This is a genomic window from uncultured Methanobrevibacter sp. (genome assembly GCF_947166415.1).
Lineage (GTDB): Archaea > Methanobacteriota > Methanobacteria > Methanobacteriales > Methanobacteriaceae > Methanocatella.
Genome location: NZ_CAMVEE010000023.1, coordinates 1 through 22847, shown reverse-complemented (window position 1 = coordinate 22847; position 22847 = coordinate 1). Strand labels below are relative to the sequence as shown.

The 22847-nt window shown below is 35.4% G+C and carries 23 protein-coding genes and 1 pseudogene; 8 read left to right on the top strand and 16 right to left on the bottom strand.

Annotated elements, in window-relative coordinates; genetic code table 11:
- Positions 1-69 precede the first annotated feature (69 nt).
- The 4 genes from Q0W25_RS06270 to hemB all read right to left on the bottom strand — a co-directional run bounded on the left by Q0W25_RS06270 (position 70) and on the right by hemB (position 3007).
- On the bottom strand, positions 70-393 hold the full coding sequence (locus tag Q0W25_RS06270) for a hypothetical protein (protein ID WP_297828281.1): 324 nt from the start codon (positions 391-393) through the stop codon (positions 70-72).
- A gap of 132 nt (positions 394-525) precedes the next feature.
- A complete protein-coding gene (locus tag Q0W25_RS06265; protein ID WP_298520295.1) occupies positions 526-1089 on the bottom strand; it encodes a hypothetical protein in 564 nt (187 codons plus the stop codon).
- Between the two features lie 41 nt (positions 1090-1130).
- Positions 1131-2006 (bottom strand): triphosphoribosyl-dephospho-CoA synthase, encoded by an 876-nt coding sequence (locus Q0W25_RS06260; RefSeq protein WP_298520293.1) that lies wholly within the window; start codon positions 2004-2006, stop codon positions 1131-1133.
- The gene (hemB, locus tag Q0W25_RS06255) at positions 2003-3007 is read right to left on the bottom strand and encodes a porphobilinogen synthase (protein ID WP_298520290.1); all 1005 of its coding nucleotides are present in this window, start codon (positions 3005-3007) and stop codon (positions 2003-2005) included. Before hemB ends, Q0W25_RS06260 begins: the two co-directional genes overlap by 4 nt.
- Positions 3008-3115: 108 nt before the next feature.
- Here hemB and aroC point away from each other — a divergent pair, with 108 nt between their 5' ends.
- Entirely contained in the window at positions 3116-4210 is a 1095-nt protein-coding gene (gene aroC / locus Q0W25_RS06250) for a chorismate synthase (protein ID WP_298520287.1), read from the top strand.
- Here the strand turns inward: aroC and Q0W25_RS06245 are convergent.
- Together Q0W25_RS06245 and Q0W25_RS06240 are read right to left on the bottom strand one after the other, a co-directional pair.
- Positions 4207-5136, bottom strand: coding sequence for an MBL fold metallo-hydrolase (locus tag Q0W25_RS06245; RefSeq protein ID WP_298520284.1), 930 nt, complete (start codon positions 5134-5136; stop codon positions 4207-4209). The two genes, aroC and Q0W25_RS06245, sit on opposite strands and share 4 nt — an antisense overlap.
- 14 nt (positions 5137-5150) lie before the next feature.
- Positions 5151-6071, bottom strand: coding sequence for a DUF2121 domain-containing protein (locus Q0W25_RS06240; RefSeq protein WP_298520282.1), 921 nt, complete (start codon positions 6069-6071; stop codon positions 5151-5153).
- A gap of 339 nt (positions 6072-6410) precedes the next feature.
- On the opposite strand from Q0W25_RS06240, the gene acs reads away from it, so the two are divergent.
- Both acs and Q0W25_RS06230 read left to right on the top strand, forming a co-directional pair.
- Entirely contained in the window at positions 6411-8507 is a 2097-nt protein-coding gene (acs, locus tag Q0W25_RS06235) for an acetate--CoA ligase alpha subunit (protein WP_297826957.1), read from the top strand.
- 63 nt (positions 8508-8570) lie between these two features.
- Positions 8571-9197: a DUF447 domain-containing protein gene (locus Q0W25_RS06230; RefSeq protein ID WP_298520278.1), complete on the top strand. Its 627-nt coding sequence runs from the start codon at positions 8571-8573 to the stop codon at positions 9195-9197.
- Positions 9198-9232: 35 nt separating this feature from the next.
- Here the strand turns inward: Q0W25_RS06230 and Q0W25_RS06225 are convergent, their stop codons facing one another.
- The 3 genes from Q0W25_RS06225 to Q0W25_RS06215 form a co-directional block, all read right to left on the bottom strand.
- A complete protein-coding gene (locus Q0W25_RS06225; RefSeq protein WP_298520275.1) occupies positions 9233-10204 on the bottom strand; it encodes an ABC transporter substrate-binding protein in 972 nt (323 codons plus the stop codon).
- 224 nt (positions 10205-10428) lie between these two features.
- Positions 10429-10854: a nuclease gene (locus Q0W25_RS06220; protein ID WP_298520272.1), complete on the bottom strand. Its 426-nt coding sequence runs from the start codon at positions 10852-10854 to the stop codon at positions 10429-10431.
- 32 nt (positions 10855-10886) lie between these two features.
- Positions 10887-11090, bottom strand: a complete 204-nt coding sequence (locus Q0W25_RS06215) for a MoaD/ThiS family protein (RefSeq protein WP_297826970.1) — start codon at positions 11088-11090, stop codon at positions 10887-10889.
- 523 nt (positions 11091-11613) lie between these two features.
- Between Q0W25_RS06215 and Q0W25_RS06210 the strand changes: the two genes are divergently transcribed.
- Both Q0W25_RS06210 and Q0W25_RS06205 read left to right on the top strand, forming a co-directional pair.
- Positions 11614-12621, top strand: a complete 1008-nt coding sequence (locus tag Q0W25_RS06210) for an ATP-binding protein (protein WP_298520269.1) — start codon at positions 11614-11616, stop codon at positions 12619-12621.
- A 9-nt stretch (positions 12622-12630) separates the two neighbouring features.
- Positions 12631-13386 carry a HesA/MoeB/ThiF family protein gene (locus Q0W25_RS06205; RefSeq protein WP_298520266.1) on the top strand — a complete coding sequence of 252 codons (756 nt, stop codon included), beginning with the start codon at positions 12631-12633 and terminating at the stop codon, positions 13384-13386.
- 42 nt (positions 13387-13428) lie between these two features.
- Here Q0W25_RS06205 and fdhD read toward each other — a convergent pair whose 3' ends face one another.
- The 5 genes from fdhD to Q0W25_RS06180 all read right to left on the bottom strand — a co-directional run bounded on the left by fdhD (position 13429) and on the right by Q0W25_RS06180 (position 18955).
- A complete protein-coding gene (gene fdhD / locus Q0W25_RS06200; RefSeq protein WP_298520263.1) occupies positions 13429-14259 on the bottom strand; it encodes a formate dehydrogenase accessory sulfurtransferase FdhD in 831 nt (276 codons plus the stop codon).
- A 50-nt stretch (positions 14260-14309) separates the two neighbouring features.
- Positions 14310-15698, bottom strand: coding sequence for a glutamate--cysteine ligase (locus Q0W25_RS06195; protein ID WP_298520260.1), 1389 nt, complete (start codon positions 15696-15698; stop codon positions 14310-14312).
- An 11-nt stretch (positions 15699-15709) separates the two neighbouring features.
- Entirely contained in the window at positions 15710-17107 is a 1398-nt protein-coding gene (locus Q0W25_RS06190; RefSeq protein ID WP_297826986.1) for a hypothetical protein, read from the bottom strand.
- Positions 17100-17897, bottom strand: coding sequence for a class II glutamine amidotransferase (locus Q0W25_RS06185; protein WP_298520256.1), 798 nt, complete (start codon positions 17895-17897; stop codon positions 17100-17102). The genes Q0W25_RS06190 and Q0W25_RS06185 overlap by 8 nt, the downstream gene beginning before the upstream one ends.
- A 119-nt stretch (positions 17898-18016) precedes the next feature.
- Entirely contained in the window at positions 18017-18955 is a 939-nt protein-coding gene (locus Q0W25_RS06180; RefSeq protein ID WP_298520253.1) for an ABC transporter substrate-binding protein, read from the bottom strand.
- Positions 18956-19089: 134 nt separating this feature from the next.
- Between Q0W25_RS06180 and Q0W25_RS06175 the strand changes: the two genes are divergently transcribed.
- Together Q0W25_RS06175 and Q0W25_RS06170 are read left to right on the top strand one after the other, a co-directional pair.
- Positions 19090-19977, top strand: coding sequence for an ABC transporter ATP-binding protein (locus Q0W25_RS06175; RefSeq protein WP_298520250.1), 888 nt, complete (start codon positions 19090-19092; stop codon positions 19975-19977).
- Positions 19970-20752, top strand: coding sequence for an ABC transporter permease subunit (locus tag Q0W25_RS06170; protein WP_298520247.1), 783 nt, complete (start codon positions 19970-19972; stop codon positions 20750-20752). The genes Q0W25_RS06175 and Q0W25_RS06170 overlap by 8 nt, the downstream gene beginning before the upstream one ends.
- Before the next feature lie 42 nt (positions 20753-20794).
- Here Q0W25_RS06170 and Q0W25_RS06165 read toward each other — a convergent pair whose 3' ends face one another.
- Complete coding sequence (locus Q0W25_RS06165; protein ID WP_298520244.1) at positions 20795-21007, bottom strand: hypothetical protein; 213 nt, start codon at positions 21005-21007, stop codon at positions 20795-20797.
- A gap of 197 nt (positions 21008-21204) precedes the next feature.
- Between Q0W25_RS06165 and Q0W25_RS06160 the strand changes: the two genes are divergently transcribed.
- Complete coding sequence (locus tag Q0W25_RS06160) at positions 21205-22389, top strand: coenzyme F420-0:L-glutamate ligase (protein WP_298520241.1); 1185 nt, start codon at positions 21205-21207, stop codon at positions 22387-22389.
- 41 nt (positions 22390-22430) lie between these two features.
- Here Q0W25_RS06160 and Q0W25_RS06155 read toward each other — a convergent pair.
- Positions 22431-22847, bottom strand: a pseudogene (locus Q0W25_RS06155) (excinuclease ABC subunit UvrA); the annotation flags it as partial.

Sequence of the window (22847 nt, the reverse complement as noted above, 5' to 3'; positions counted from 1 at the left end):
ATGATAATATATGTTTTAAATGATTAATAAAGGTAGTGTAAAAATTAAAAAAAATAGAAAAATAAGTAATTAGAATATAATTCTATTACCTGTCCAGTCAAAATCGTTGAAAGCATCAGCTTTCTTTTCATCTTCAAGATATTGTGACATATCCCTGTATAGCTTAACCCTGAATATGTCCGGATAGGCTATATAAAGCATATCCCCATTATCCCTTGTTTCCTTTACGTAGGTCTGTTCAAATTTGATGATGGTGTCCTCATCCTTGCTAAAATGATGAACTTCATTTGCACATAAAATCTTAAAGTGCACAAAATCGTCTTTTAACAATTCATTGACCAGATCCTCAATCAAAGGAGGGTAAGTTTTGGTTTTATCAAATTCAATTTCCATTTCAATACCTCATAATCCTTTTGAATTTTAGAAATTCTAATATAGACATATAAATGTTTAATTTTTGTTCCATAAATAGTTAATCAAACCATCGACACTAAACGAAAGATACGATGAATGAACTATACTCCATTAGCAGTAACCGCACTCTTCAAAGTGTCCTTTAATCTTGATGAAAAATTCATCGCTTGTAAATTCAAAATCATTATTGAATGACTTATACGCCAGATTGCAATCATTTTTCAGGTTAAATCTAAAGTCTGGACATTCATTAAAGAATTTTTCAAAGCAATTCCTGGAATGCTCAGGCAATTCAATATCTTCAAAGTCCAGTTTTTTAAGCAGCATGCTCATTGCGAAAAACAGGACAGTGAACTGAAGGGCAGATGCATAAGCGTCATAATAATTTCCGTAATCCAGATTAACATTGAAGTAAATCAAAAAGTTAATCAGCACATGGGAAATCCAGATTAGGGAGTTCGGTTCGAACTTTTCCAGCTGCAAATCAGTGAATTTGAAAATTAGAGCTTCCAAATCCCCATCATTTTCCTCACAGAATTCTGCAAATTCCTTAAAAGAGTAATTTGTCAGATATTTGGTGTAGGCATCCTTTATCTTGTCATCACAGGGATACTTGGATATCTTCTTTAAATCTTTTCGTCTCAATTCTCTAGGATATGTAAACATTTGAATCATTAATATAAATTAAAATAAATCAGGAAAAAACCATTCCCTGCTTAAAAATTGGATTTCAGATAACTTACAAAAATTGATGCTGCAGTCAAATCAGCAGTAGTTCCAGGATTGTACTTGTTTTTATATAGGTAATCGTCAAATTCGGCAAGCCGTTCTTTGAAATCAGGCTGGTCTTTTAAGTTAAGCAAATCCCTGGTCATCATGGATATCTTTAAAGCCTCATCATTACCGTATTTTCTTGAAATCAAAGTGTCAGGAACCTGGGACAATATTGTCAGGAATGTCAAAACGCAGGAATCGTTATGTGAATTCTCTTCTTTAAGTTCATGATATGTAGGATAGCCTATTTCAAATACAGCGGGCATGTCTGATGTCATTTCACGGGCCAGCATATCCCACGGAGCTGAGATTTTCAAAACATCAAACATTGTCTGGTTATTCTCCCTCAATTCGTTTTTGGCATTGTCGCTTGCTACATCATACTCATCCTGATCGCCCATTCCTCCGGCATCTGCAATGTTGATTGCATCATAGAGATCGCATGCATCATCAACTGAAGTGTTGGCCATCAGCAGCTTGACGTTTTCCCTTATATCATCAAAAGAATCGCTTATTGCTGCTGCAACCGCAATAGGGGTTGTCATCATCACAATTCCAAGGTTTGTGTTGTTCTTAATCCATCTGTCTGTTTCGGCTACTGCCTGCAGGATGTATTTGCCGAGCTCCGGACTTTCTATATTGACATCTGTACATGCTTCACGTATTGTATCCCCGATGACAATTCCGCTTATTATGAAATCCTCAAATTCCATATCATCATAATCACGGGTTCTATGGACATTTCCAGGCTTCGGATATCCGCTCACTTCAAGTGCTGAAGCAATCTGTGCAATTTTTGCTATTTCATCAGCATTCATTCTATCAACTCATTGAGAAGTAAATATGGTGCGAAATTAGTGATTATTAGGTCTGCTCCAGCCCTTTTGATTGAAAGCAATGATTCCAAAATTGCCCTTTCTGTTAAAAATCCTTTTTCGATTGCTGCCATAAGCATTGCATATTCTCCGCTTACGTTATATGCAACTAAAGGAAGCATGAATTCGTCGCGAACCATACGGACAACATCCAAGTATGGAAGTGCAGGCTTTACCATCAAGAAATCACAGCCTTCTATCACATCAAGCTCGCATTCGCGAATTGCCTCAACAGCATTGGCCGGATCCATTTGATAGGATTTCCTGTCTCCAAGGTGAGGTGAAGAACATGCCGCTACTCTGAAAGGTTCATAAAATGCAGATGCATATTTTGCGGAATATGACATGATCATAACATTGTAAAATCCGTTTTCATCCAATTTTTCCCTTATGGCCTTTACCCTTCCATCCATCATGTCTGAAGGCGCTACAATGTCTGCACCGGCTTCGGCATGGGAAAGTGCTACCTTTGCAATGTAAGGCAGGGATTCGTCATTCAATATTTCAATTCCATCATCTGTGTCCTCATTTTCGACAATCATGCCACAATGACCATGAGAAGTGTATTGGCATAAACAAACATCAGTAATTACAACCAGATTGGTTTCCTTTTTAAGGCGGCGAACTGCCTTTTGAACAATGCCTGTCGCTGCATAATCCGGAGAAGCTATTTCATCCTTGGTGTCTTCTGCAGGTATTCCAAAGACGATAATTGATTTTAATCCTTTTTCTTCCAATTGCTTTGCAAATTCGACTCCGCTTTCCAGAGAATATCTGAACTCACCTGGAAGGGATGAGATTTCCTCTTTTTCATCGCCCTCAAGTTCTTCCTTAAAATAAATCGGATAAATCAGGTCTTCTTTTTGAAGTTTAGTTTCACGAACTATGTCACGTATTTTGGCATTTTTTCTAAGCCTTCTCATTCTTGTAGTTGGAAATTCCATAATAATCACTTGATTATTAGTTTTAATTTGAAAATATTTAAAATTTTTACTAAATTAATATATAATTTAAAAAATAAATATTCCCATATCATTAAAAAGAGGCCAAACATGTCAAATTCAATTGGAGAAAAATTTAGAATAACAAGTTTTGGAACAAGCCATGGAGTAGCTGTCGGAGCTATTGTTGATGGATGCCCAGCAAATCTTGAATTGAGCCAGGAAGATATTCAAAAGGAGCTCGATAAAAGAAAACCAGGAACAAGCAGCGTAACCACTCCAAGAAAGGAAGCAGATGAAGTCCAAATCCTTTCAGGAATCTTTGAAGGGAAAACAGATGGAACCCCAATTACCGGAGTCATCTTCAACAAGAATCAGCATTCAAAGGACTATTCCATGTTTAAGGACACCCCACGCCCATCCCATGGAGACTTCGGATGGATGATGAAATACGGGAACTACGACTACAACGGAGGCGGTCGTGGAAGCGGAAGAATAACCATCGGACATGTTATTGGTGGCGCAATAGCTAAAAAACTCTTAAAAACACAAAACATTGAAATATTCTCACATGTAACCCAGATTGGAGATATTGTTGCAGAGCCTCAGGATTATGATACAATCAAGGAAAACATCGAAAAGAATCCTGTAAGATGCGGTGATTTGAAAGCCGCAAAAGAAATGGAAGAACTGATTCTTGCCAAAAAAGAAGAAGGAGATTCCGTTGGAGGAATTGTAGAAACAATAGCTGTCAATGTGCCTGCAGGTCTTGGCGAACCCGTTTTCGAAAGGCTCGATGGGGACCTTGCAAGGATTCTCATGAACATCGGCGCTGTCAAGGGAGTTGAAATTGGCCTCGGATTTGATGTGGCAAATCACTTCGGATCCCAAATCAATGACGAGTATACCGTTGAAAATGATAAGATAATAACAAAAACAAACAATTCCGGAGGAATCATCGGTGGAATGAGCAATGGAATGCCTATAGTTTCCAGAATAGCCATAAAACCGACCCCATCTATTTCAAAGTGTCAGGATTCAATTGACCTGAACACAAAAGAAAACAAAAAAATAGAAATTAAAGGAAGACATGACCCCTGCATCTGTCCTAGAGTGACAGTTGTAGCAGAATCAAGCACTGCAATCGTTCTTGCAGACCATATGATTCGTTCAGGATTTATCCACCCTACAAACTTAAAAATTTAATTTTTACCTTTTTTTATTATTGAAAGCTCATCAAACTCATTATTCTTAAGGGCTGTCTGATAGGAGTTTCTTCTTTCGCTGTTGAATAATGCGTGTGAAGTGCTATGATTTTGAGATTCCGCATCCTTAAGTGAAATCAGTCTAAACCTTTTTGGATTGCTGTAGTTGACGTTGAATGACAATCCATCAAATGCGGCAATTACCTTCACTCCAGTTTCCTTTGAAATCTTTTTAGCTTCGGTAACCGGATTTGAAGAAATCATCTTAAGGCCCAAATGAGTCATTACGGCAACTTTAGGTTTCACTTCATTAATCAAATCTATGAAGTTACGGGAACACATATGCCCATAAATTGATTTGTTTCCAGGCCTCAATACGCTGGATATCAAAATGTCTGCACCTTCATGGTATTCTGCCAGCTCATCGAAATAGCCTGTATCTGAAGTGTAGGAAAGCTTGAAACCGTTATAATCTATCTGGAATCCTACACCTGCAGGGTCTCCGTGAATTGTCTTGGTTCCCTTAACCTTAAATCCATCGGTTTCAACGACCTCTCCCGGTTTTAATATCACCTTGTTGGATTTGGACTGATGATAGGATGAAATGCATGGTCCCCATTTTTCAAAACCGTCCAAAACGCTGGTGCTTCCAAAAATTGTGCCGTTGTGTTTTGTCATTCCCCTTGTCATTGCCTCTATGAGGATTTCCGCATCATTGTAATGGTCTGTATGTGCGTGTGAAACAAATACTCCACTGAGGTTGCGGGGATCAAAACCGAACTGATAGGTCCTTATAAGCGCACCTGGACCTGGGTCTATATGGTAGTTTTTACCGTTGAGGTTGTCTATCCGGAAACCTCCAGTCATTCTTCTTTGAGAGATAGCGGAAAACCTTCCACCACCACTACCTAAAAATGTTAATTTCATTTAAATCCCCTTGATTATAATGAACACAATATTACATCACATTTTAATGAAGATTTGTCTTTTTTAAGGCGTAAATCCTCATTTTCAATAGTAACTTCATCACCAACATTTACATTATTGCTTTCAGTGAACATGATGACATTCTGACCCGGAGCAGCCAATTGTTTCCAATTTCCATCCAATGCCTGTGTTTTGCTGTTCAGTTGAACATACAGGATATTTCCGTCAACAGAAACAACGCGGCCTATATCTCCCTTGTTGATGATTTTGTTGGCCATTTCAATTTCAATGCTTTGCTGAACGATTTGTTCTGTTAATGATTGTCTGAATTTAACCAATACCTTAACGTCATTGTCAATTGTCACATTCAAATGTTTTTGAGCTTCGGAAGGATTGAAAATAGGTTCCTGCTTTAGGATATCCACATTATTACCCACTGTAGGGGTTTTGGATGCAACCTCTTTTATGAACTCCTCAAACTGTTCTCCCTTTGCCTTCAGGCTAGAAGATGGCTTGAATTTTTTTGAAATTAAACTCTCTGCCATTTTTTTGGCAAAATTGTTTCCGAAAATTATGATTCCGGTTTCACCAGCCTTACGGGAGGAAACCTCAGAACCCAGCAATTCAACTAATTGGAAACCATTGGTGGTTCCGTAGATTCTTCTACGTTTTGTTTCAAAGGTTCCTTTGGTGCTGACTTCTCCTCTTACGCAGTTTCCGACGATTTTTAATTTTGAAGCGTCATCTGTAATTTTTATGGAAATACCTAATTCTTCAGCTCTTTTTTTAAATGCTTCATCACCATTGATCATTCCGTGGTATAATTCGTCTTCCAAAGTTTTTAAATTTTCTTTATCTCCGAAATAACCAATTTTTCTTTTATCTGCTGCCATAACACAGCCTTTTTTACCAATGTAAGCAATTATTAAGCTCATATTATTCCTCTTAACTGCATATACTATAATTTTTAAAAAATTATAATATCAAAATTTTATTATTACTATATATTTATAAAAATCCTATATTATAAAAGTTTCATGAAAATATTAAAATCATCACAAAAATAGCTGAAAAAAATTTAATAAAAACAGTCTTATTTTTATAAAAAAGTGGTAAAAAATTATTAATTAAAAAGGACAATAATACAAGATTTATAAAGAAAAACAACAATATATTTAAATAACAATATCACCCAATATACAATTATAATAATTGTTAATTATTTATCATTATAAATTAGTGATATTAACAAGAAATTATAAGGAGAAAAGCATATGATAGATCTCAATAAAATGTTTAAACCTGAATCTGTGGCTGTTATTGGTGCTTCCAATACCCCAGGAAAAGTAGGATACATTATTGTTGACAACCTTATCAATGATGGGTTTGAAGGCGAAATCTATCCTGTAAATCCGAAAGGCGGAGAAATTTTAGGAAAACAAGCATACGCAAACATTAAAGACGTGCCAGGAAAAGTAGATTTAGCGATAATTACAATTCCTTCAGTATTCGTTAACACTGCAGTTGAGGAATGTGGTGAAGTTGGCGTTGAAAACATGGTAGTTATCACTGCCGGTTTTAAAGAAGTCGGTGAAGAAGGAGCTAAATTAGAAGCTGAATTAACAGCTCTTGGTGAAAAATATGGTATAAACATTATTGGACCAAACAGTTTAGGAATAACTGACTCACACACTCCATTAAACGGATCATTTTCACAAATGATGCCACCAACAGGAAACATGGCATTTATTTCACAAAGTGGAGCTATGATGGTAGCTATTATCGACTGGAGTGTAACCTCTGGTATCGGATTCAGTAAAGTAATCAGTTTAGGTAACAAAGCGGGCGTAAGTGAAATCGAATTATTACAATACTTGGCCGAAGATGATGAAACTAAAGTAATCATCTGTTATTTAGAATCCATTTCTGATGATGAAGACTTTGTAAGAACCATGAGAGAAACCGCTCTTAAAAAACCAATCATCGTTCTCAAATCAGGTTCAAGTTCTGCAGGAGCAGAAGCTGCTTCCTCACACACAGGAGCACTTGCAGGCAGTGACTTGGCATTTGATACCGCATTCCGCCAATCCGGAATCATGCGTGTAGAAACAATGGCCGAACTATTCGATTTAGGATTAGCATTCTCAAAAGCACCTCTTCCAAAAGGTGACAACGTAGCCATCATCACCAATGCAGGTGGTGGAGGAGTACTTACCGTAGACGCAATGGAAAAAGTAGGTTTGAACCTTGTAAAATTCGATGAAGAAACCACTGCAAGATTAAAAGAATGCGTTACTGAAGAAGGTAGTGCTAAAAACCCTATTGACGTATTGGGTGACGCACCTGTAAGCAGATACAAAGAATCCTTGGAAATCGTATTGAGCCAGGATGAAGTTGACAGTTTAATCATTATGGTATGTCCTACCGCATCTGCAGATCCTGACGGAATTGCAAATGCTATCTTGGAAGAAAGAAAAGAATTCGACAAACCAATCATTGTTGTGAACATGGGAGGACCATCATTTGAAGCTGCAAACGAAGCTTTAAGAGACAATGGAGTTCCAACCTACGTATTCCCAGAAACAGCAGTAACTGCACTCGAAGCAATGACAAGATATGCAAGATTAGAAGACAGAGTGTATGATGACGTTGTAGAAAAAGTGGATGACGTTGACAAGGATGCAGTAGCTGCAATCTTTGATAAAGTTAAAGCTGACGGAAGAGACACATTGCTTGGTAGTGAAGCATACGCTGTTGCTGAAGCATATGGAATTTCAGCAGCACCTATCAAATTATCAACAAGTGCTGATGAAGCTGCCAAACTCGCAGAAGAAATGGAATTCCCAGTTGTGCTTAAAATCGCATCTGACAAAATTTTACACAAATCAGATATTGGTGGCGTAAAAGTAGGAATATCCTCTGCTGAAGAAGCAAAAGCAACATACGAAGAAATCATTGCAAACGCTAAAGCAGCTCATCCGGATATTGTTCCTGATGGTGTCGAAGTACAGAAAATGATGGATTCAGGTGAAGAAGTCATCGTCGGTATGATCAGAGACAAACAGTTCGGACCAATGATTGCATTCGGTATGGGTGGAATCTATGTAAACCTTATCGAAGATGTGGAATTCAACCTCGCAAAAGGAATGACCTCTCAAGAAATCGATGAGCAAATCGACAAAACCAAAGTATCCAAATTGCTTGCAGGATACAGAGGAGAAGCACCTTGCGATGTTGAAGAAGTCAAAGAAGCTATTAAAAGAGTAGCCAGATTAACTTTAGACTTCCCTGAAATATCAGAGCTTGACATCAACCCAATATTCGTTTACGAAGAAGGCTCAAGTGCTCTCGATATTAAAATCAAATTATAATTTCTCTTATGAGAAATTAACTCTTTTTTTCTTTTTTTAAAACAATACTTGCGTGGAGAAACTATGAATTTCGATTTAGGAAAAGTAGGTATTGAAGAAAACCTCCAATATGAATGCATCTTTACCACAGAAAGTAAGGATGGAATAAAGAATGCGGCGCCATTCGGATTCACATACCTTGGCGACGACAAAGTCCAATGCCACTTATTTGAAGGTTCAAAAACACTAGAAAACATGTTATATGCTAAAGAGTATGCATGTAACATTACGCAAGATCCTCTTGTTTTTACATATTCAATGTTAAATTGCTTAGGCGAGGAATATTATTGCGACGATACTGAGATACCTACCATTAAAGACACTCCAGCTTACATTATTGTTGACGTTTGCGATGTGGACATTAAGACTCCTGAAAATTTCCCAATCAAAGGCGACAACAGCATCTATTTCATAACCGGAAAAATTCGAAATTTAGTTATAAACGATGAAAGCGCAAGGGCATTCAACAGAGGCCTTGGCGGACTGATTGAATCCCTCACCAACTTCTCAAGATACAAAATAGTCGATGAAGACAAAAGAAAAGATTATCTAGAGAGGTTATATGAAAATCAAAGGGTAATCAACAAGGTTTCAGATGAAAAGACCAAACAGGTTATGGAAAAACTAAAAGAAGAATATGAAAAAAACTAGTTTTTAAAAAAAATAATTAAAGCATAGTAATTAAACTATGCTTCCCAGTATAAGTCCTTGTGAGATGCAGTACTGTTTAAAATACCTATATCCACTTCAAGTTTTTGGAATGCATCCACATCAGCTTTGAAACTGTTGTCAAGACCTGATATGAATGGGAAACTTGCTAAGGATTGAGCTTCTAAAGCAGGATCTGCTACAATGTCTTCAGGTAATAATTTAACTACCTTATCAGCACTGCCGTTTTTAACGTTTTCATTTATGAAGTTAGTTGCGTTTTCATGAATAGCTACGATGTCTTTTGCAGTATCCTTATGGTTTTTGATAAAGTCATCGGATGCAACAACTACACAACATGGGTGGTTTGGCAAAATAGCTAATGAATCAGCTAAAACTTGATTGTTGCTGTCATTTGCTGCAATGCTTACGTAAGGTTGGAAAGTGATGATTCCATCAATTTTACCTGTTTTTAAAGCATCATTCATTGAAGGAACTTTCATTGCAGAAATGTTCAAATCATCAGTTGATAATCCATTCTGTTTTAAGTAATATGAAAGTAAAACGTATTGAATTGAAGCTTCACCAGGAGTTGCGATTGATTTTCCTTTCAAGTCAGCTGCGGAGTGAATTCCGGAGTTTTTAGTTACGACAATTCCACTACCTTCAGTTTGAGCAGAGGAAATAACTTTTACAGGAACTCCTTTTTCAACAGATGACAAAACAGGAGCGATTCCAACATATCCAACATCGACTTCACCACTAGCCATAGCAGTCATTAAGTCTCCACCGTTGTTGAATTGTACAAGTTCAGTAGTAATGTTTTTTTCAGCATATAAACCTTGAGCGTCAGCTACAAATAAAGCTGCATCGTGATCAGAAGGTAAATATCCTATTTTTACAGTGTCATCTCCCCCTCCTAAAAAGTCGAAGAGTCCTGCACTAGCTGAACCCATTACTAGAAATGCAGCAAGTGCCAACACTAAAATAAAAGTTATTTTTTTATTCATTTTATATTCACCGTTAATTAATTTATATTAATTACAATTATTAATATTAAACATGTAATATAAATACATATACATAGAATTAACAATTGTTATATTTGAATCCCCAATCTAACTATTTCTTTAAAACATATTTAAATATTTCTAAAAAAATCGCTAAAAGACTAGTATTTTTACCATATTTTGTAAAAAAAGTCCATTAATGCTTGATACAGTTAAACGAAAAACTAAAATTCCTCACCAACATCGCATGGTTTTATCCAATCCTCACCATCCACCAGAGTTTCAATTGCATCAACAATACAATGAGGATTCCATCCAACTACAGCATCAGATTTCTCTTCCAACTCTTTTAGAATAAATTCCATTCCAAAAAAGCGAATCAGAAGTATGGGAACATTGAATTCCTTGTATTTTTCGAACAATCCATCAAATACCTCTTTATTATTATGATATAGGCCAAATAACAATACTATTACATCAATCTCATTAAATAAATCATCAGTCAAATCATTTTCCAAGGTATTGTATTCAATATATGAAAAATCATTTTGGCTATCTATTCTCTCCTTATAGAACCCATATTGGTCATCCGGATCAATTCCCTTAGTAATAAGCAGCTTATAAACCCTTTTTTCATTTTCATCAGACATGAAACCACCTCTTAAAGCTTAAATAATATGAGTTATCCTCCATAAATGATTTGAACCAGTTTTATTTCATCTCCGTCATTTATTACACTTTCTTCAAGGGTCAGCTCTCCGTTTTGTTTGGCAACGATTGTTTGAGCTGATAAATCCAAATCCTTCAACAAATCATTTATCGTATAATTTCCATCTCTTAATTCCCTAGTTTCATCTATGTCCTTAAATTTTAAATTAAAACTCACAATACCACTTTAAATATTTTTATTAACAATTTTTGCTTTTTTCAACTATTGTCCTTATTGGCAGGCTCATTTATACAAATGAAACCAGAGGATAACAAATTTAATAAAAATCCAACCTCTTTCCAACTTTCCTTAATTACCTCATAGCCTTTTTATACACAAAAATTAACGATTGTTATATTATTTTGAGGCAATATAAATCTTTCTATAAAAACATTTAAAGAATTTAAAAAAAATGGATTATGTTTAAACTTGCTATTTAAATGTAATCATAATCAAATTTTAAGCTAAAAACAATATAAAAAAATTTATATAATATATTACACTATCTGTATTTATGGAAAAAATAACTATTGTTATATAGTTGCATTTTCGAAAGAATTTCTTTTTTCCATGAAACCCGTTTTCATAAATATTTTATAAAAATTGTTTTTTTAATCTCCAAAACTAAATATTATGAAAAACATAAATACATGATGCGCAAAACTCATTTAAAAGAATAATGGCCGTTTAAAGGGATATAATGATTATTGAAGATAAAATTAATATTGTAAAAAACATTTTGAAAGATAAGAAAGTAGCCATTGGTTTTTCTGGTGGCGCCGATTCAACATTGATTGCTTATCTATCTTCAAAAGTTGCATCAGAAACATTAGCAATAACAATTGACAATCATCTGTTCCCAAATGGTTTTATTGAACATGTGAAAAACATGTCACAGTCTTTTGCAATATCCCTCGAGATTATTGATATTGACTTTTACGATGATGATGAGTTCTTATCCAATTCTCCAAGCAGATGCTATACATGCAGAAACCTGATGTATACTCAAATTAAACAGTTGGCACTTGAAAAAGGCTTTGATTTTATCTGCGACGGCAATAACATTAGTGATTTGGTTAACGACAGGCCGGGCATACTCATAACATATAAAAATAATTTCAAAACACCATTGATTGAAGCCAAATTGACTTCAAAGGAAATTCATGAGTATTTGAATAGAAACAACATTCCCTATTCTAGATCAACTACCTGTCTTGCTACCCGAATTCCTACAAACACTCCCGCTACCCGTGAAAAAATTGAAAGAATCAGTGCTGCTGAAGATTATATCTCATCAAACACAAGCTGCAAAATAGTTAAAGTTAGAGATTTTGGAGAAATTGGTATAGTTGAGGTTGATGATGTAAATGAAATTTTATGTGAATGTAAATATAATCAAATCAATGATGCATTAAAAAGGCAAGGATTTGGAAAAGTTGCACTAAATCTGTCACAAATTGATGATAATGAAAGCATCACTATTGACTATAACGGAGATTCATTTTTATACCAGCTCCCATTCACAATAAACCTCGAACATACAAAAAAACATGCAGAAAATATAATTTCCTGCGATGAGGAAAAAATAGAATTGGATAAAATAACAATTTTTGAAAACGGATTAATTGAAGGTCATGATTTGGAAAGTTATGACCTTGCACTTGACAAATTTATGGAAACATTACCGAAACTAAGAAGAAACATTTAGGTGAAAAATATGCCAACAAGATACATAGGCGACGGATACTGGGAAATAGCTTCCCGTCAAATGAGCATAGTAACAAGAAGCGAACAGGAAAGATTTAAAGATGCAAAAATCACAGTCATCGGCTGTGGCGGAATCGGTGGAGAAACCATTGAAATGCTTGCAAGAATGGGTGTTGGCGAGCTTGTTTTGGTTGACAAAGACGCTTTTGATTTATCGAATTTAAATAGACAAACATTAGCATCAATTGCAGATTTGGGCCTTGACAAAAGCGCAGTGGCTGCAGAAAAAGTCAGATTAATCAATCCATATGTCAAAACTACAATATTCAACGAACATATAGACCAGACAAACATCGACAAGGTCATTGGAGATTCAGATATAGTTATTGATGCTCTTGATAATGTCCTCACCAGAGTTATCGTGGCAAGGAAAGCTAAAGAAAAGGGAATTGCATACGTTCACGGTGCGATTCACGGAACAATGGGGCAAATTACAGTATTTTTGCCTAACAGCGAAAAGACATATGAAGAAATGTTCAATCTACCTTCAATTGGAAAAGAATTGAATGATGAAACAATTGAAGCATTAAAGAATGTAACATCCGGAGTTCCACCTGTTATCGGACCTACACCAAATTTAATTGGGTGTTTGGAAGCATTTGAAGCATATAAAATAATAACAGGAGTCGGAAAAGTTACCGTAGCTCCGAAAATATTAACATTTGATTTGCTAGACTTGGCTTCTTTCAGTCTAGAAGAAATTTAAATAGATGCAGATGCATCTATAATCCTTATTTTTTAAAAAAAGCTATTTTTCCAAATCGACACGTTCGGGTGCTGTGAATATAGTAAATCTGTTGTCCCTTACAAAACCTATCATCGTAATGTTACCCGTACGAGCCACATCAATTCCTGATGATGCAGGAGAAGCATTTGAAATGATTATAGGAATTCCTACCCTTATCACTTTAATCAGCATGTCTGCAGGCATCCGTCCACTGTAGGAAATGTAACATTTGCTGAAGTCATATCCCTCTTTTGCAGCAGCTCCAATTACCTTGTCGACCGCAACATGACGACTTACATCTTCACGAATGATGATTTTATCTTCATATTTCAGCTGTGCAACATGAACCCCTGCGGTTTTTTGCCAAATCTTTGCCTCATCGGTCAAATGTTTAATATCCTTAATGATTTGTGTTGCATTGATTTTAAGGTCTGAATTGTTAAGCTCAATAGTTTTTAGCTCTGACCGGATTCCTCCAGCATTATCAGAGTTTACTCCCTGATACTCCAAAAGCCTGCAAACGCATGCATGTTCACAATTCCCTTTTCTTTCTTGGACAATGCCGTCCTGTTCCATATCCTCTTCAGGGTCATGATTCAGATATGTTGAAACCAATACGTTTGTCCCATCCAACTTGATTGAATTAATGTCAGAATAATCCTTAATCAAACCTTCACCAAGACAGTACCCCACTGCAAAATCCTCCAAATCCTTTGGATAAGTGGAAAATTTCCTTGGTGGCAGATAATCTATGAAAAGATAAGTATATTCATCATCAACGCTATTTTCTTTAATCGTTTTATACTCTCCGTCCACCCATTGGATAACATCAGTTTGTCTTAGAAAATCCATTTCATCACCTTTATTAACAATCGTTATATAATAATTTAAAAAAATTAATTTCACTTCTTGTAGAATGCCATGTCCGCATATTTCTTGATTCGTTTATATTCATCAGGATCTATCTTTTTTAGATTGCTGACACTTGTTCTCTTATTATTTTTGGATAGCTCTATGTGAGTATTGATAAAACCCTTTTCCTTAATCAGCAACAATAGCCTTTTTCCATAGGTTAAATCAGGATTTGAAATTCGGTTGAGCATCAGATTTAGAATATTGAATTCGTCAACTCCCATCACTTCACACATTCCATACATCTCATTAATAATTTCGGAAGCCCAACTTTTAAGGGTAACCTCCTTGCCATCCCTAAGCAATCTCATAGAATCCACATAAGCCTTTTCAGCAGTGTTCTCTTCATTTATCTTGGCTTCCCTTTGCCAGTCTGCATAATCCGTTTCATCCTTAATGAACATATAAATCAAAAACAAATGCAGGAACTTCATATCCTGCCTAATGAGTCCGCACTGATAAAACGGATTGACATCCAAAGTCCTTACCTCAATATATTCAATTCCATCATTTTTAAGTGAATTCAACAAGTCCTGAGGGTTTTTCGGTTTTAACCTAATTTGAGTGTACAATTCCTTGGCTTCAGACAGGTCCCCATTTTCGATAAATGAATTGATATCGTTTACGAATGCATCTACTGATTCATAAGAAGGAAGCAGTTCCTTCAAATTCTTATATCCGCAGGAAGAATTTCTAAATGAAGGTCCCTTGGTTGAGTAAAAGCTGCCGTAATCATCTTCAGCATCCATCAGACGAATGCAGTCCTTGGAAAACGTATTGTGGGAACCTATTGAACATCCTGTCAAATAGATAATCAGCCAGCAGTATCTAAGGTAATTTCTGGCTATTTTGAGATAAACATTGTTCTTAAACTCCTTGAATGTCAAAGGGCTTTCCTCAAGTTCATAAATCTTTTTTAGGAATTCAACTGAAAATGAAAAGTTGAAATGGATTCCAGAAATCATCTGCTTTTTAAGACCATATTTCTTTGCCAGATCTTCACGATACCTCTGAGATGACTTGCCTTCCCCAGAGTATTGGGCTATTGGAATCTGGTCTCCATAAGGCAAAATACATGGAATTGACTGAAACCAAAGATATTCATCATAAGGAAGTGATGCATTCACCAAATCAGCAATCAAAGAGAATGTATCGAAAGTTTCATCAATAGTGTTGAAAGTTGGAGTTATTATCTCAATTTGGCTTTCTGAAAAGTCAGTGGTAACTAATGGATTTTTTAGCTTATCCCCAAACAGTTCAGGATGTGGAGTTAAAGCCAATTCTCCATCCCCTCTGGCACGCAGACTTTCCCATTCAATTCCAAATGAACCGGATAACATCTCATCCAAAGATAATTTTGATAAATTCAATAAGTTCATTCAATCCCCCACTATATATCACATGGTTTGCCGTATTCTTCGATTAGTTTTTCTATTTCTATATTATTGTTCAATGAATTAATTAAATTTTTTCCAGGATTTGTATGATTTTTTATACGTTCATACAAAGGTTTCAAAAACACTTCTTCACCAAGTCCCCTTTCTTCAAGTCCTGCAGATGCCAAATCGACAATATCACCACATAATCCACATAATTCGTTTTTATCAACGAAGGTGGGGAGTTCGTCCTGAATGAATAGCTTTCTAAGCTCTGTTGCAGTGTAACCCTTATGGTAAATCACTTCATCACCACCAATCAACACCTCCAATTCATCAAGCTTTTCCTTAAGGCCCAAATGGAATGCTGCTACAGACATTGAGTCCTTGATTGGCTGTGTGCATACGCTTCTAAACTCAACAGTTCCCCTAAATGTCAAATTGATAAATTTGAATGGCCTTAAATATTTTATATCTTCAATGCGAGGCTTTACATCAATTTGCTTGTATTCTCCACCACAGAACGCTTCACCAGTGACATTTTCCGCTTTGAAATAATCTAAAACATTGATTGATGGAAAATTAATATACACTCCGCTGCGCATTACGCAATACATATTCAAAGATTCAAGATATGCATGCAAATCAGCAACATCCTTAAAATCGACATCATACATTCCAATGTTATGGGGATTGACACCATGAGTAGAATACTCCCATAACACATCCCTAAAACATGTCAGATGCTTGTTTTCATCAAACAGAACAGAATTTGAAAACAGCAAAGCCTTGATTGGCTCGATTTTTGAAAATACATTGATTGTTTTTACCAACTCATCCTTATAAACATCTAACTGCACTTGAGACGCAGATGAAAACATCCCGTATTCAGGATATTGATGGAAAGGAAACGGCAAGTCCCTATAATTTTCAAAAGACTGCAAATGATGATATAACATCAAATAGCGTTCTGATGGAATTGGAATATGGTTATTATATTTCCTATATGGATTTATGCCCATTCCAGTTAATGTATGGTTAAATTCCTCAAAACTTTCTTTTGTAAATGAATAATACTCACAAAAGCGATCATTTATGGAAAACAAATCCTTTTCTCTACCCATCGCAAATTCAATGTTGTTGTAGGAACAGTCATAACAGACAATATCGTCGGTTTTTGAATTTTTAAGTGAATATGCATTGCCGTCATAATCAATTCCATCTTCCTTGAAATCATCAAATTGATTCAAAAATTTTTGTGTAATCTGGTGAACAACACTGAAGTCAACAGCTTTCTTTTCAAGATTAATGATTGGAATTTCGATTTCTATACCAATATAATTTTTTCTTTGATTTGTTGGTTTGATAAACTCCTCATACAACTTGTCTTTAACTAATTCACTATTAATCATTAATTTCATCTCTAGTTATTGATTTTAAAAAGTCATCCATTGATTTTTCATGTTCTTCAGTCAATATGAATTCGTTTTCATGCTCTCCACTTTCAAAAATGATATTTCCATCTATTAATCCGAATAACTTATTTGTCTCGGCAGGTTTCCAATTTTCATCATCAGTTAAGGGGGTTGTGGCAACCAGGAAACCTTCTTCGTTTTTAAGATAATAAAGTGAATCCTTCATATTGGAATGGATATACGTCAAGTCACCATCGTAAATCATTAAATTTAACTTGTTGTTTTTTGATAGGTCTTCAACAATTTCTGTCAATATATTGAATCTCTCTTTTATTGTTGATGGTGCATCTTTAGACTTTTCAAATTCATTAATTTTATCTATGATGTATAACAATATCCGCTCAGAATCAGTGTCGCCACTTTCCTTATCTATGTATTCGTCAAGCTTCGGATAATCAAATATGGTCCCATTATGAATCAGCATCCATGACCTGTTGTTATCATCTGCTTTTGTGAACGGATGACAATTGGGAGATACAATTTCACCTACAGTAGCTAATCTGATATGAGCGAATACATTCTTACCAATAACGGGATGGGACAATATGTCCTTTAAGTGTTGACTGCATGTTGCTTTTACAGGTTCTTTATCTATAACAAATTCATTTGATTGCATATTGGCTAATCCCCATCCGTGCGGATGGTCTTCAGAGTGATTATAAAAACATTGCAGGCACTCATTAATTTTTTTTGGCGTATTTGAATTAAAACAAAAGATTTCACACATATATTACCCTCCCATTATTTGATAGATCATAATAACATATTATGATAACAATTGTTATATTTTTTATAGTATTTAAACATTATTCAAAAAAAAACAAAAAGAAAAAAAGAGTAGTTAAATTAACTACTTTGCCAAAATATCTTATCTTGTGAAATAGGTTTCTTTAAAACACCCAATTCAACTTCCAAATTCATAAAGTCCATAACATCCTTTTTATAATTATCATCCAAACCAGATATTAATGGGAATCCTGCAAGGGCTTTTTTCTCCACTTCAACATCCTTTACAATGTCAGCAGGTAAAAGGCCTGCAGCCTCATCAGTATTGTTATTGACAAATGCTGTGGCATCCTTATGAATTTCCAAAATGGTTTTAGTTTCGTTCTCATGGTTTTTAATGAAGTCATCTGAAGCTACAACAACACAACATGGATGGTTCGGCAAGATATCGGATGAATCCACCAATACTTTCGCACCGTTTTCCTCAGCGATAGTTACGTAAGGCTCGAAAGTAATCATACCATCAATCTTATTGGTTTTAAGAGCATCATTCATTGACGGAACTTTCATTGCTGAAACTTTAACATCATCAATTGACATGCCGTTTTGTTTCAAATAATAAGTTAGCAGCATGTGCTGGATTGAAGCTTCCCCAGGAGTGGCTATTTTTTTGCCGGCCAAATCTGAAACTGAGTTGATTCCAGAGTCTTTAGCAACAACTATTCCACTTCCTTCAGTCTGAGCTGCAGAAATGACCTTCACAGGGACTCCCTTTTCGATTGAAGACAAAACGGGAGTGATTCCTACATACCCCACATCAACATCCCCACTGGCCATGGCAGTCATCAAGTCTCCTCCGTTATTGAACTGAACCAGCTTTGTGTTGATTCCTTTTTCAGCGAATTTACCTTGTGCATCTGCAATAAACAATGCTGCATCATGGTCTGACGGTAAATATCCGATTGTTACTGTGTCACTTCCGCTGCCCAGGAGGAAATATCCTCCAATAGCGACAACGGCTATGACAGCAACAATGATTGCAATAATTTTATTATCCATTTAATCACCTAATAATAGTTATATCCAATGAATATTTAAACTTTTGAAGAATTGGTTCCAAAATGGATGAAATGAAAAAATTATATAAATATCCAAAAAAATAATTTAAACATTCAAACATGGGAAGTGAGGAAATGATAGAAATAAATCATTTAACCAAGGATTACGGCGACCATAGGGGCATATTCGATTTGACATTAAATATAAAAAAGGGCGAAGTTTATGGTTTTCTTGGTCCAAATGGAGCCGGAAAGTCAACAACAATGAGGCATATCATGGGATTCAGCAAAGCTGATGACGGGAATATCACAATTAACAGCCTAGACTCCTGGCAGGATAAAGAAAAAATAAAGGAATTTACAGGATACCTTGCCGGTGAAATTGCACTTCCCAATGACATGAACGGGCTCCAGTACCTAAAATTAATCTCAAAAATGCGCAAAATGAAATCATTTGACTATGCTGATGAATTGCTCGAATACTTTAAGATAAATCCCAATACAAACATCAAGAAAATGAGCAAAGGGATGAAACAGAAAATAGCTATAGTTGCAACATTCATGCACGACCCGGACGTAATCCTGCTGGACGAACCGACCAGCGGTTTGGATCCTTTGATGCAAGAGAGATTTATAGATTTGGTTGAAAAAGAAAAGCAAAAAGGAAAAACAATCTTCATGTCTTCACACATCTTTGAAGAAGTAAGCAAAGTATGCGACAGGGTCGGAATTGTCAAAGAGGGAAATTTAATAAAGGAACTGAATATGGATGCCTTGAGAAACAATGAAGAGAAAACATACATCGCCAAATTTAAAAATGACGAAGACCTGAAAAAAATGGCCGAATCATACCCTAATTCCACCATAGGCCGTGAAAAAGAGTTATCCATAACCATAACCGATGAAAACATCAACGTCCTCATAGCTGATTTGTCAACCTGCAATCTAACCTACTTAAAAGAGAAAGAAAAATCTCTTGAAGAGTATTTCATGAAATTCTACGAAGGTGATGGCGATGATTAATATTCCTTACTTTAAGCAGGCCATCAAATCAAATATAATATTTTTGGCAATATTTACAATTATCCTGTGCGCATTCCTAACAGTGATATCCACTGTATTCACCCCAACATCAATGGTCGGCATTGAATCAGCCGTGAACGGCACATTCGCATCGAATATCATTACCGGAACCACTTTTGTGGAATTCCTATCCAACTCATTTTATGCTCTTATGGCAATATTGTTTCCAATGCTTTATTCCATCATCGTGGGAAATAATCTGATTGCAGCAAAAGTTGACGACGGCAGTATGGCAAATTATCTCTCAACACCCGTATCCAGAAGGGATATCGTAATATCCAGCGCGTTATATCTCATTTTATCTCTTCTATTGATGTGGATTATTGCAAGCATAGTGGGAATTACAGTTGCCAACATCACCCAGCCGGATTCCCTAGATGTGGATACATTCCTAATGCTCAATGTAGGAGTGTTCTTATTCCATTTTGCGATAAGTTCAATCTGTTTTGTAGCATCATGCATATTCAACAATTCAAAACATTCACTTATCATTGGCGGTGGAATACCCCTATTCTTCTTTATAGTGAATTTGCTCATTAAAGTTTCAGAGGATTTGGAGATATTGAAATATATCACACTAACAACCCTATTCAACACTTCCAACATACTTGCAGGAAGTGATTATATAGGAGATTTCATTATTCTGGCAGTGATTGGTATCGTACTGTATGTAATTGGAATAGAAGTGTTTACAAAAAAATGTTTGCCTTTGTGAAAATTTAAAAAAAAAATAAAAAGAAAGATTATTGAATTTTTCTTATGCGTTCATTTGATATGCGTCATAAGCAGCATATACGGCAATTGCAAGATTTATAATATATATTACCCAACTTTGGAATATTAAACCTGCGATAAGACCCATAATTAATGCAATAACAAAGAAAATTACCCCTTTCTTAATGTCACCAGAAACAGCTTGACCTAATCCTGGAATTATAAAGGATAAAATTGCTGCAATAATAGCGTTCATATTTTTTACCTCCATTTAACTAGTTATATATATTTATATATAATTTACTTTAATATATGTATTTCCCTTTTGGGTTGTACAAGATGAAAAATGAACATTAAAACTTAATCTATATATATTATTAAAAAATATAAAGTTAATAGGTTGTTAGGTTTATCTAACAAAAATGTTTATAATTTTATTAGGAGTAATAAAAAATGAGATGTGTTGGTACTGTAGTACGTGGAATAAGAACACCAATTGTTAAAGAAAACGATGATCTGGCTACCATAGTCATAGATTCATTGATGCAAGGTAAAGAAAGCGAAGGATTTGAATTCCAAGACAAAGATGTAGTTGCAATTACCGAAGCGGTTGTAGCTATTTCAGAAGGAAATTATGTAACCGTAGATGATGTTGCACAAGACGTGCAAAACAAATTCCCATCTAAAAACATCGGTTTAATAAACCCTATTTTAAGTAGAAACAGATTTTCCATTATCTTAAAAGGTATTGCTAGAGGAATGGACAAGATTACACTTTTAACATCATTCCCTGCAGATGAAGTTGGAAACGGCATTTTAGATGAACAGGTTTTAGATGAAAGTGAATACAATTTAGGAAGCGTCATCACCGAAGAAGAATATAATGAAACCTTCGGGTCATGGAAACATCCATTTACCGGAATCAACATGATCGACTTCTACAGAGAATTAATCGAAGCAGAAGACTGTGAAGTTGAATTTGTATTCTCAAACGACATAAAAACAATTCTTGATTACAATAAAGACATTTTAGCTTGTGATATCCACACAAGAGAAAAAACCATAAAAATACTCAAAGCAGAAGGAGCTACAGTATACGGATTACATCACGTTTTAGCAGAACCTATCGGAGATTCAGGTTTCAATCCTGATTATGGAGTGCTAGGTTCCAACAAAGCTACAGAAGAAAAATTAAAATTATTCCCAAAAACAGGCGACACACTAGTCAATGAAGTTCAAAAAAGACTGATTGACCTTACCGGCAAACAAATTGAAGTAATGGTTTACGGTGACGGAGCATTCAAAGACCCTGTTGGAAAGATTTGGGAATTAGCTGATCCTGTTGTATCACCAGCACACACCAGCGGATTAGTAGGATATCCAAATGAAATCAAATTGAAATATGTTTCTGACAATAAATTCGCTGACTTAAAAGGCGACGAATTGAAAGAAGCAATTAAAAAAGAAATTAAAGAAAAAGATGCTGACTTGACTGGACAAATGATTACCGAAGGAACTACACCAAGAGTATTGACCGACTTAATCGGTTCATTATGCGACTTGACAAGCGGTTCCGGAGATAAAGGAACTCCAGTTGTATTTATCCAAGGATATTTCGACAATTTAGCTAACGACTAAATTTTATATCCTTACTCTTTTTTATTTTTTTATTAATGAAACTAAAATAACTCTTTTTCGGCCAAATATTTACCTGTTAAACTGTTTTTGGAATAGACAACTGTTTCAAGACTGCCCTCAGCCAAGATTTCACCAGCAACATTATCATCACTTATTCCCATGTCAATAATATAATCAGCATTGGCAATCAAATCCAAGTCATGTTCAATTACTATGACCGTAGCTCCCTTTTCTATTAAATGGTCAAAAACATCAATCAACACTTTCACATCAAGTGGATGAAGACCTATTGTCGGCTCATCAAAGATGAATATTGAATTTTTCTGGGATTTTCCAATTTCAGAGGCTAATTTAAGTCTTTGCGCCTCACCACCCGATAATGTCGGAGTTGCTTCACCCAATGTCAAATATCCAAGACCCAAATCAGAAATCTTTTGTAATTTGTCAGTGACTTTATC

What these genes read in the sequence shown, in the direction of transcription:
- Q0W25_RS06270 (WP_297828281.1), bottom strand. Translation starts at nt 393, where the DNA reads ATGGAAATTGAATTTGATAAAACCAAAACTTACCCTCCTTTGATTGAG.
- Q0W25_RS06265 (WP_298520295.1), bottom strand. Translation starts at nt 1,089, where the DNA reads ATGATTCAAATGTTTACATATCCTAGAGAATTGAGACGAAAAGATTTA.
- Q0W25_RS06260 (WP_298520293.1), bottom strand. Translation starts at nt 2,006, where the DNA reads ATGAATGCTGATGAAATAGCAAAAATTGCACAGATTGCTTCAGCACTT.
- hemB (WP_298520290.1), bottom strand. Translation starts at nt 3,007, where the DNA reads ATGGAATTTCCAACTACAAGAATGAGAAGGCTTAGAAAAAATGCCAAA.
- aroC (WP_298520287.1), top strand. Translation starts at nt 3,116, where the DNA reads ATGTCAAATTCAATTGGAGAAAAATTTAGAATAACAAGTTTTGGAACA.
- Q0W25_RS06245 (WP_298520284.1), bottom strand. Translation starts at nt 5,136, where the DNA reads ATGAAATTAACATTTTTAGGTAGTGGTGGTGGAAGGTTTTCCGCTATC.
- Q0W25_RS06240 (WP_298520282.1), bottom strand. Translation starts at nt 6,071, where the DNA reads ATGAGCTTAATAATTGCTTACATTGGTAAAAAAGGCTGTGTTATGGCA.
- acs (WP_297826957.1), top strand. Translation starts at nt 6,411, where the DNA reads ATGATAGATCTCAATAAAATGTTTAAACCTGAATCTGTGGCTGTTATT.
- Q0W25_RS06230 (WP_298520278.1), top strand. Translation starts at nt 8,571, where the DNA reads ATGAATTTCGATTTAGGAAAAGTAGGTATTGAAGAAAACCTCCAATAT.
- Q0W25_RS06225 (WP_298520275.1), bottom strand. Translation starts at nt 10,204, where the DNA reads ATGAATAAAAAAATAACTTTTATTTTAGTGTTGGCACTTGCTGCATTT.
- Q0W25_RS06220 (WP_298520272.1), bottom strand. Translation starts at nt 10,854, where the DNA reads ATGTCTGATGAAAATGAAAAAAGGGTTTATAAGCTGCTTATTACTAAG.
- Q0W25_RS06210 (WP_298520269.1), top strand. Translation starts at nt 11,614, where the DNA reads ATGATTATTGAAGATAAAATTAATATTGTAAAAAACATTTTGAAAGAT.
- Q0W25_RS06205 (WP_298520266.1), top strand. Translation starts at nt 12,631, where the DNA reads ATGCCAACAAGATACATAGGCGACGGATACTGGGAAATAGCTTCCCGT.
- fdhD (WP_298520263.1), bottom strand. Translation starts at nt 14,259, where the DNA reads ATGGATTTTCTAAGACAAACTGATGTTATCCAATGGGTGGACGGAGAG.
- Q0W25_RS06195 (WP_298520260.1), bottom strand. Translation starts at nt 15,698, where the DNA reads ATGAACTTATTGAATTTATCAAAATTATCTTTGGATGAGATGTTATCC.
- Q0W25_RS06190 (WP_297826986.1), bottom strand. Translation starts at nt 17,107, where the DNA reads ATGATTAATAGTGAATTAGTTAAAGACAAGTTGTATGAGGAGTTTATC.
- Q0W25_RS06185 (WP_298520256.1), bottom strand. Translation starts at nt 17,897, where the DNA reads ATGTGTGAAATCTTTTGTTTTAATTCAAATACGCCAAAAAAAATTAAT.
- Q0W25_RS06180 (WP_298520253.1), bottom strand. Translation starts at nt 18,955, where the DNA reads ATGGATAATAAAATTATTGCAATCATTGTTGCTGTCATAGCCGTTGTC.
- Q0W25_RS06175 (WP_298520250.1), top strand. Translation starts at nt 19,090, where the DNA reads ATGATAGAAATAAATCATTTAACCAAGGATTACGGCGACCATAGGGGC.
- Q0W25_RS06170 (WP_298520247.1), top strand. Translation starts at nt 19,970, where the DNA reads ATGATTAATATTCCTTACTTTAAGCAGGCCATCAAATCAAATATAATA.
- Q0W25_RS06165 (WP_298520244.1), bottom strand. Translation starts at nt 21,007, where the DNA reads ATGAACGCTATTATTGCAGCAATTTTATCCTTTATAATTCCAGGATTA.
- Q0W25_RS06160 (WP_298520241.1), top strand. Translation starts at nt 21,205, where the DNA reads ATGAGATGTGTTGGTACTGTAGTACGTGGAATAAGAACACCAATTGTT.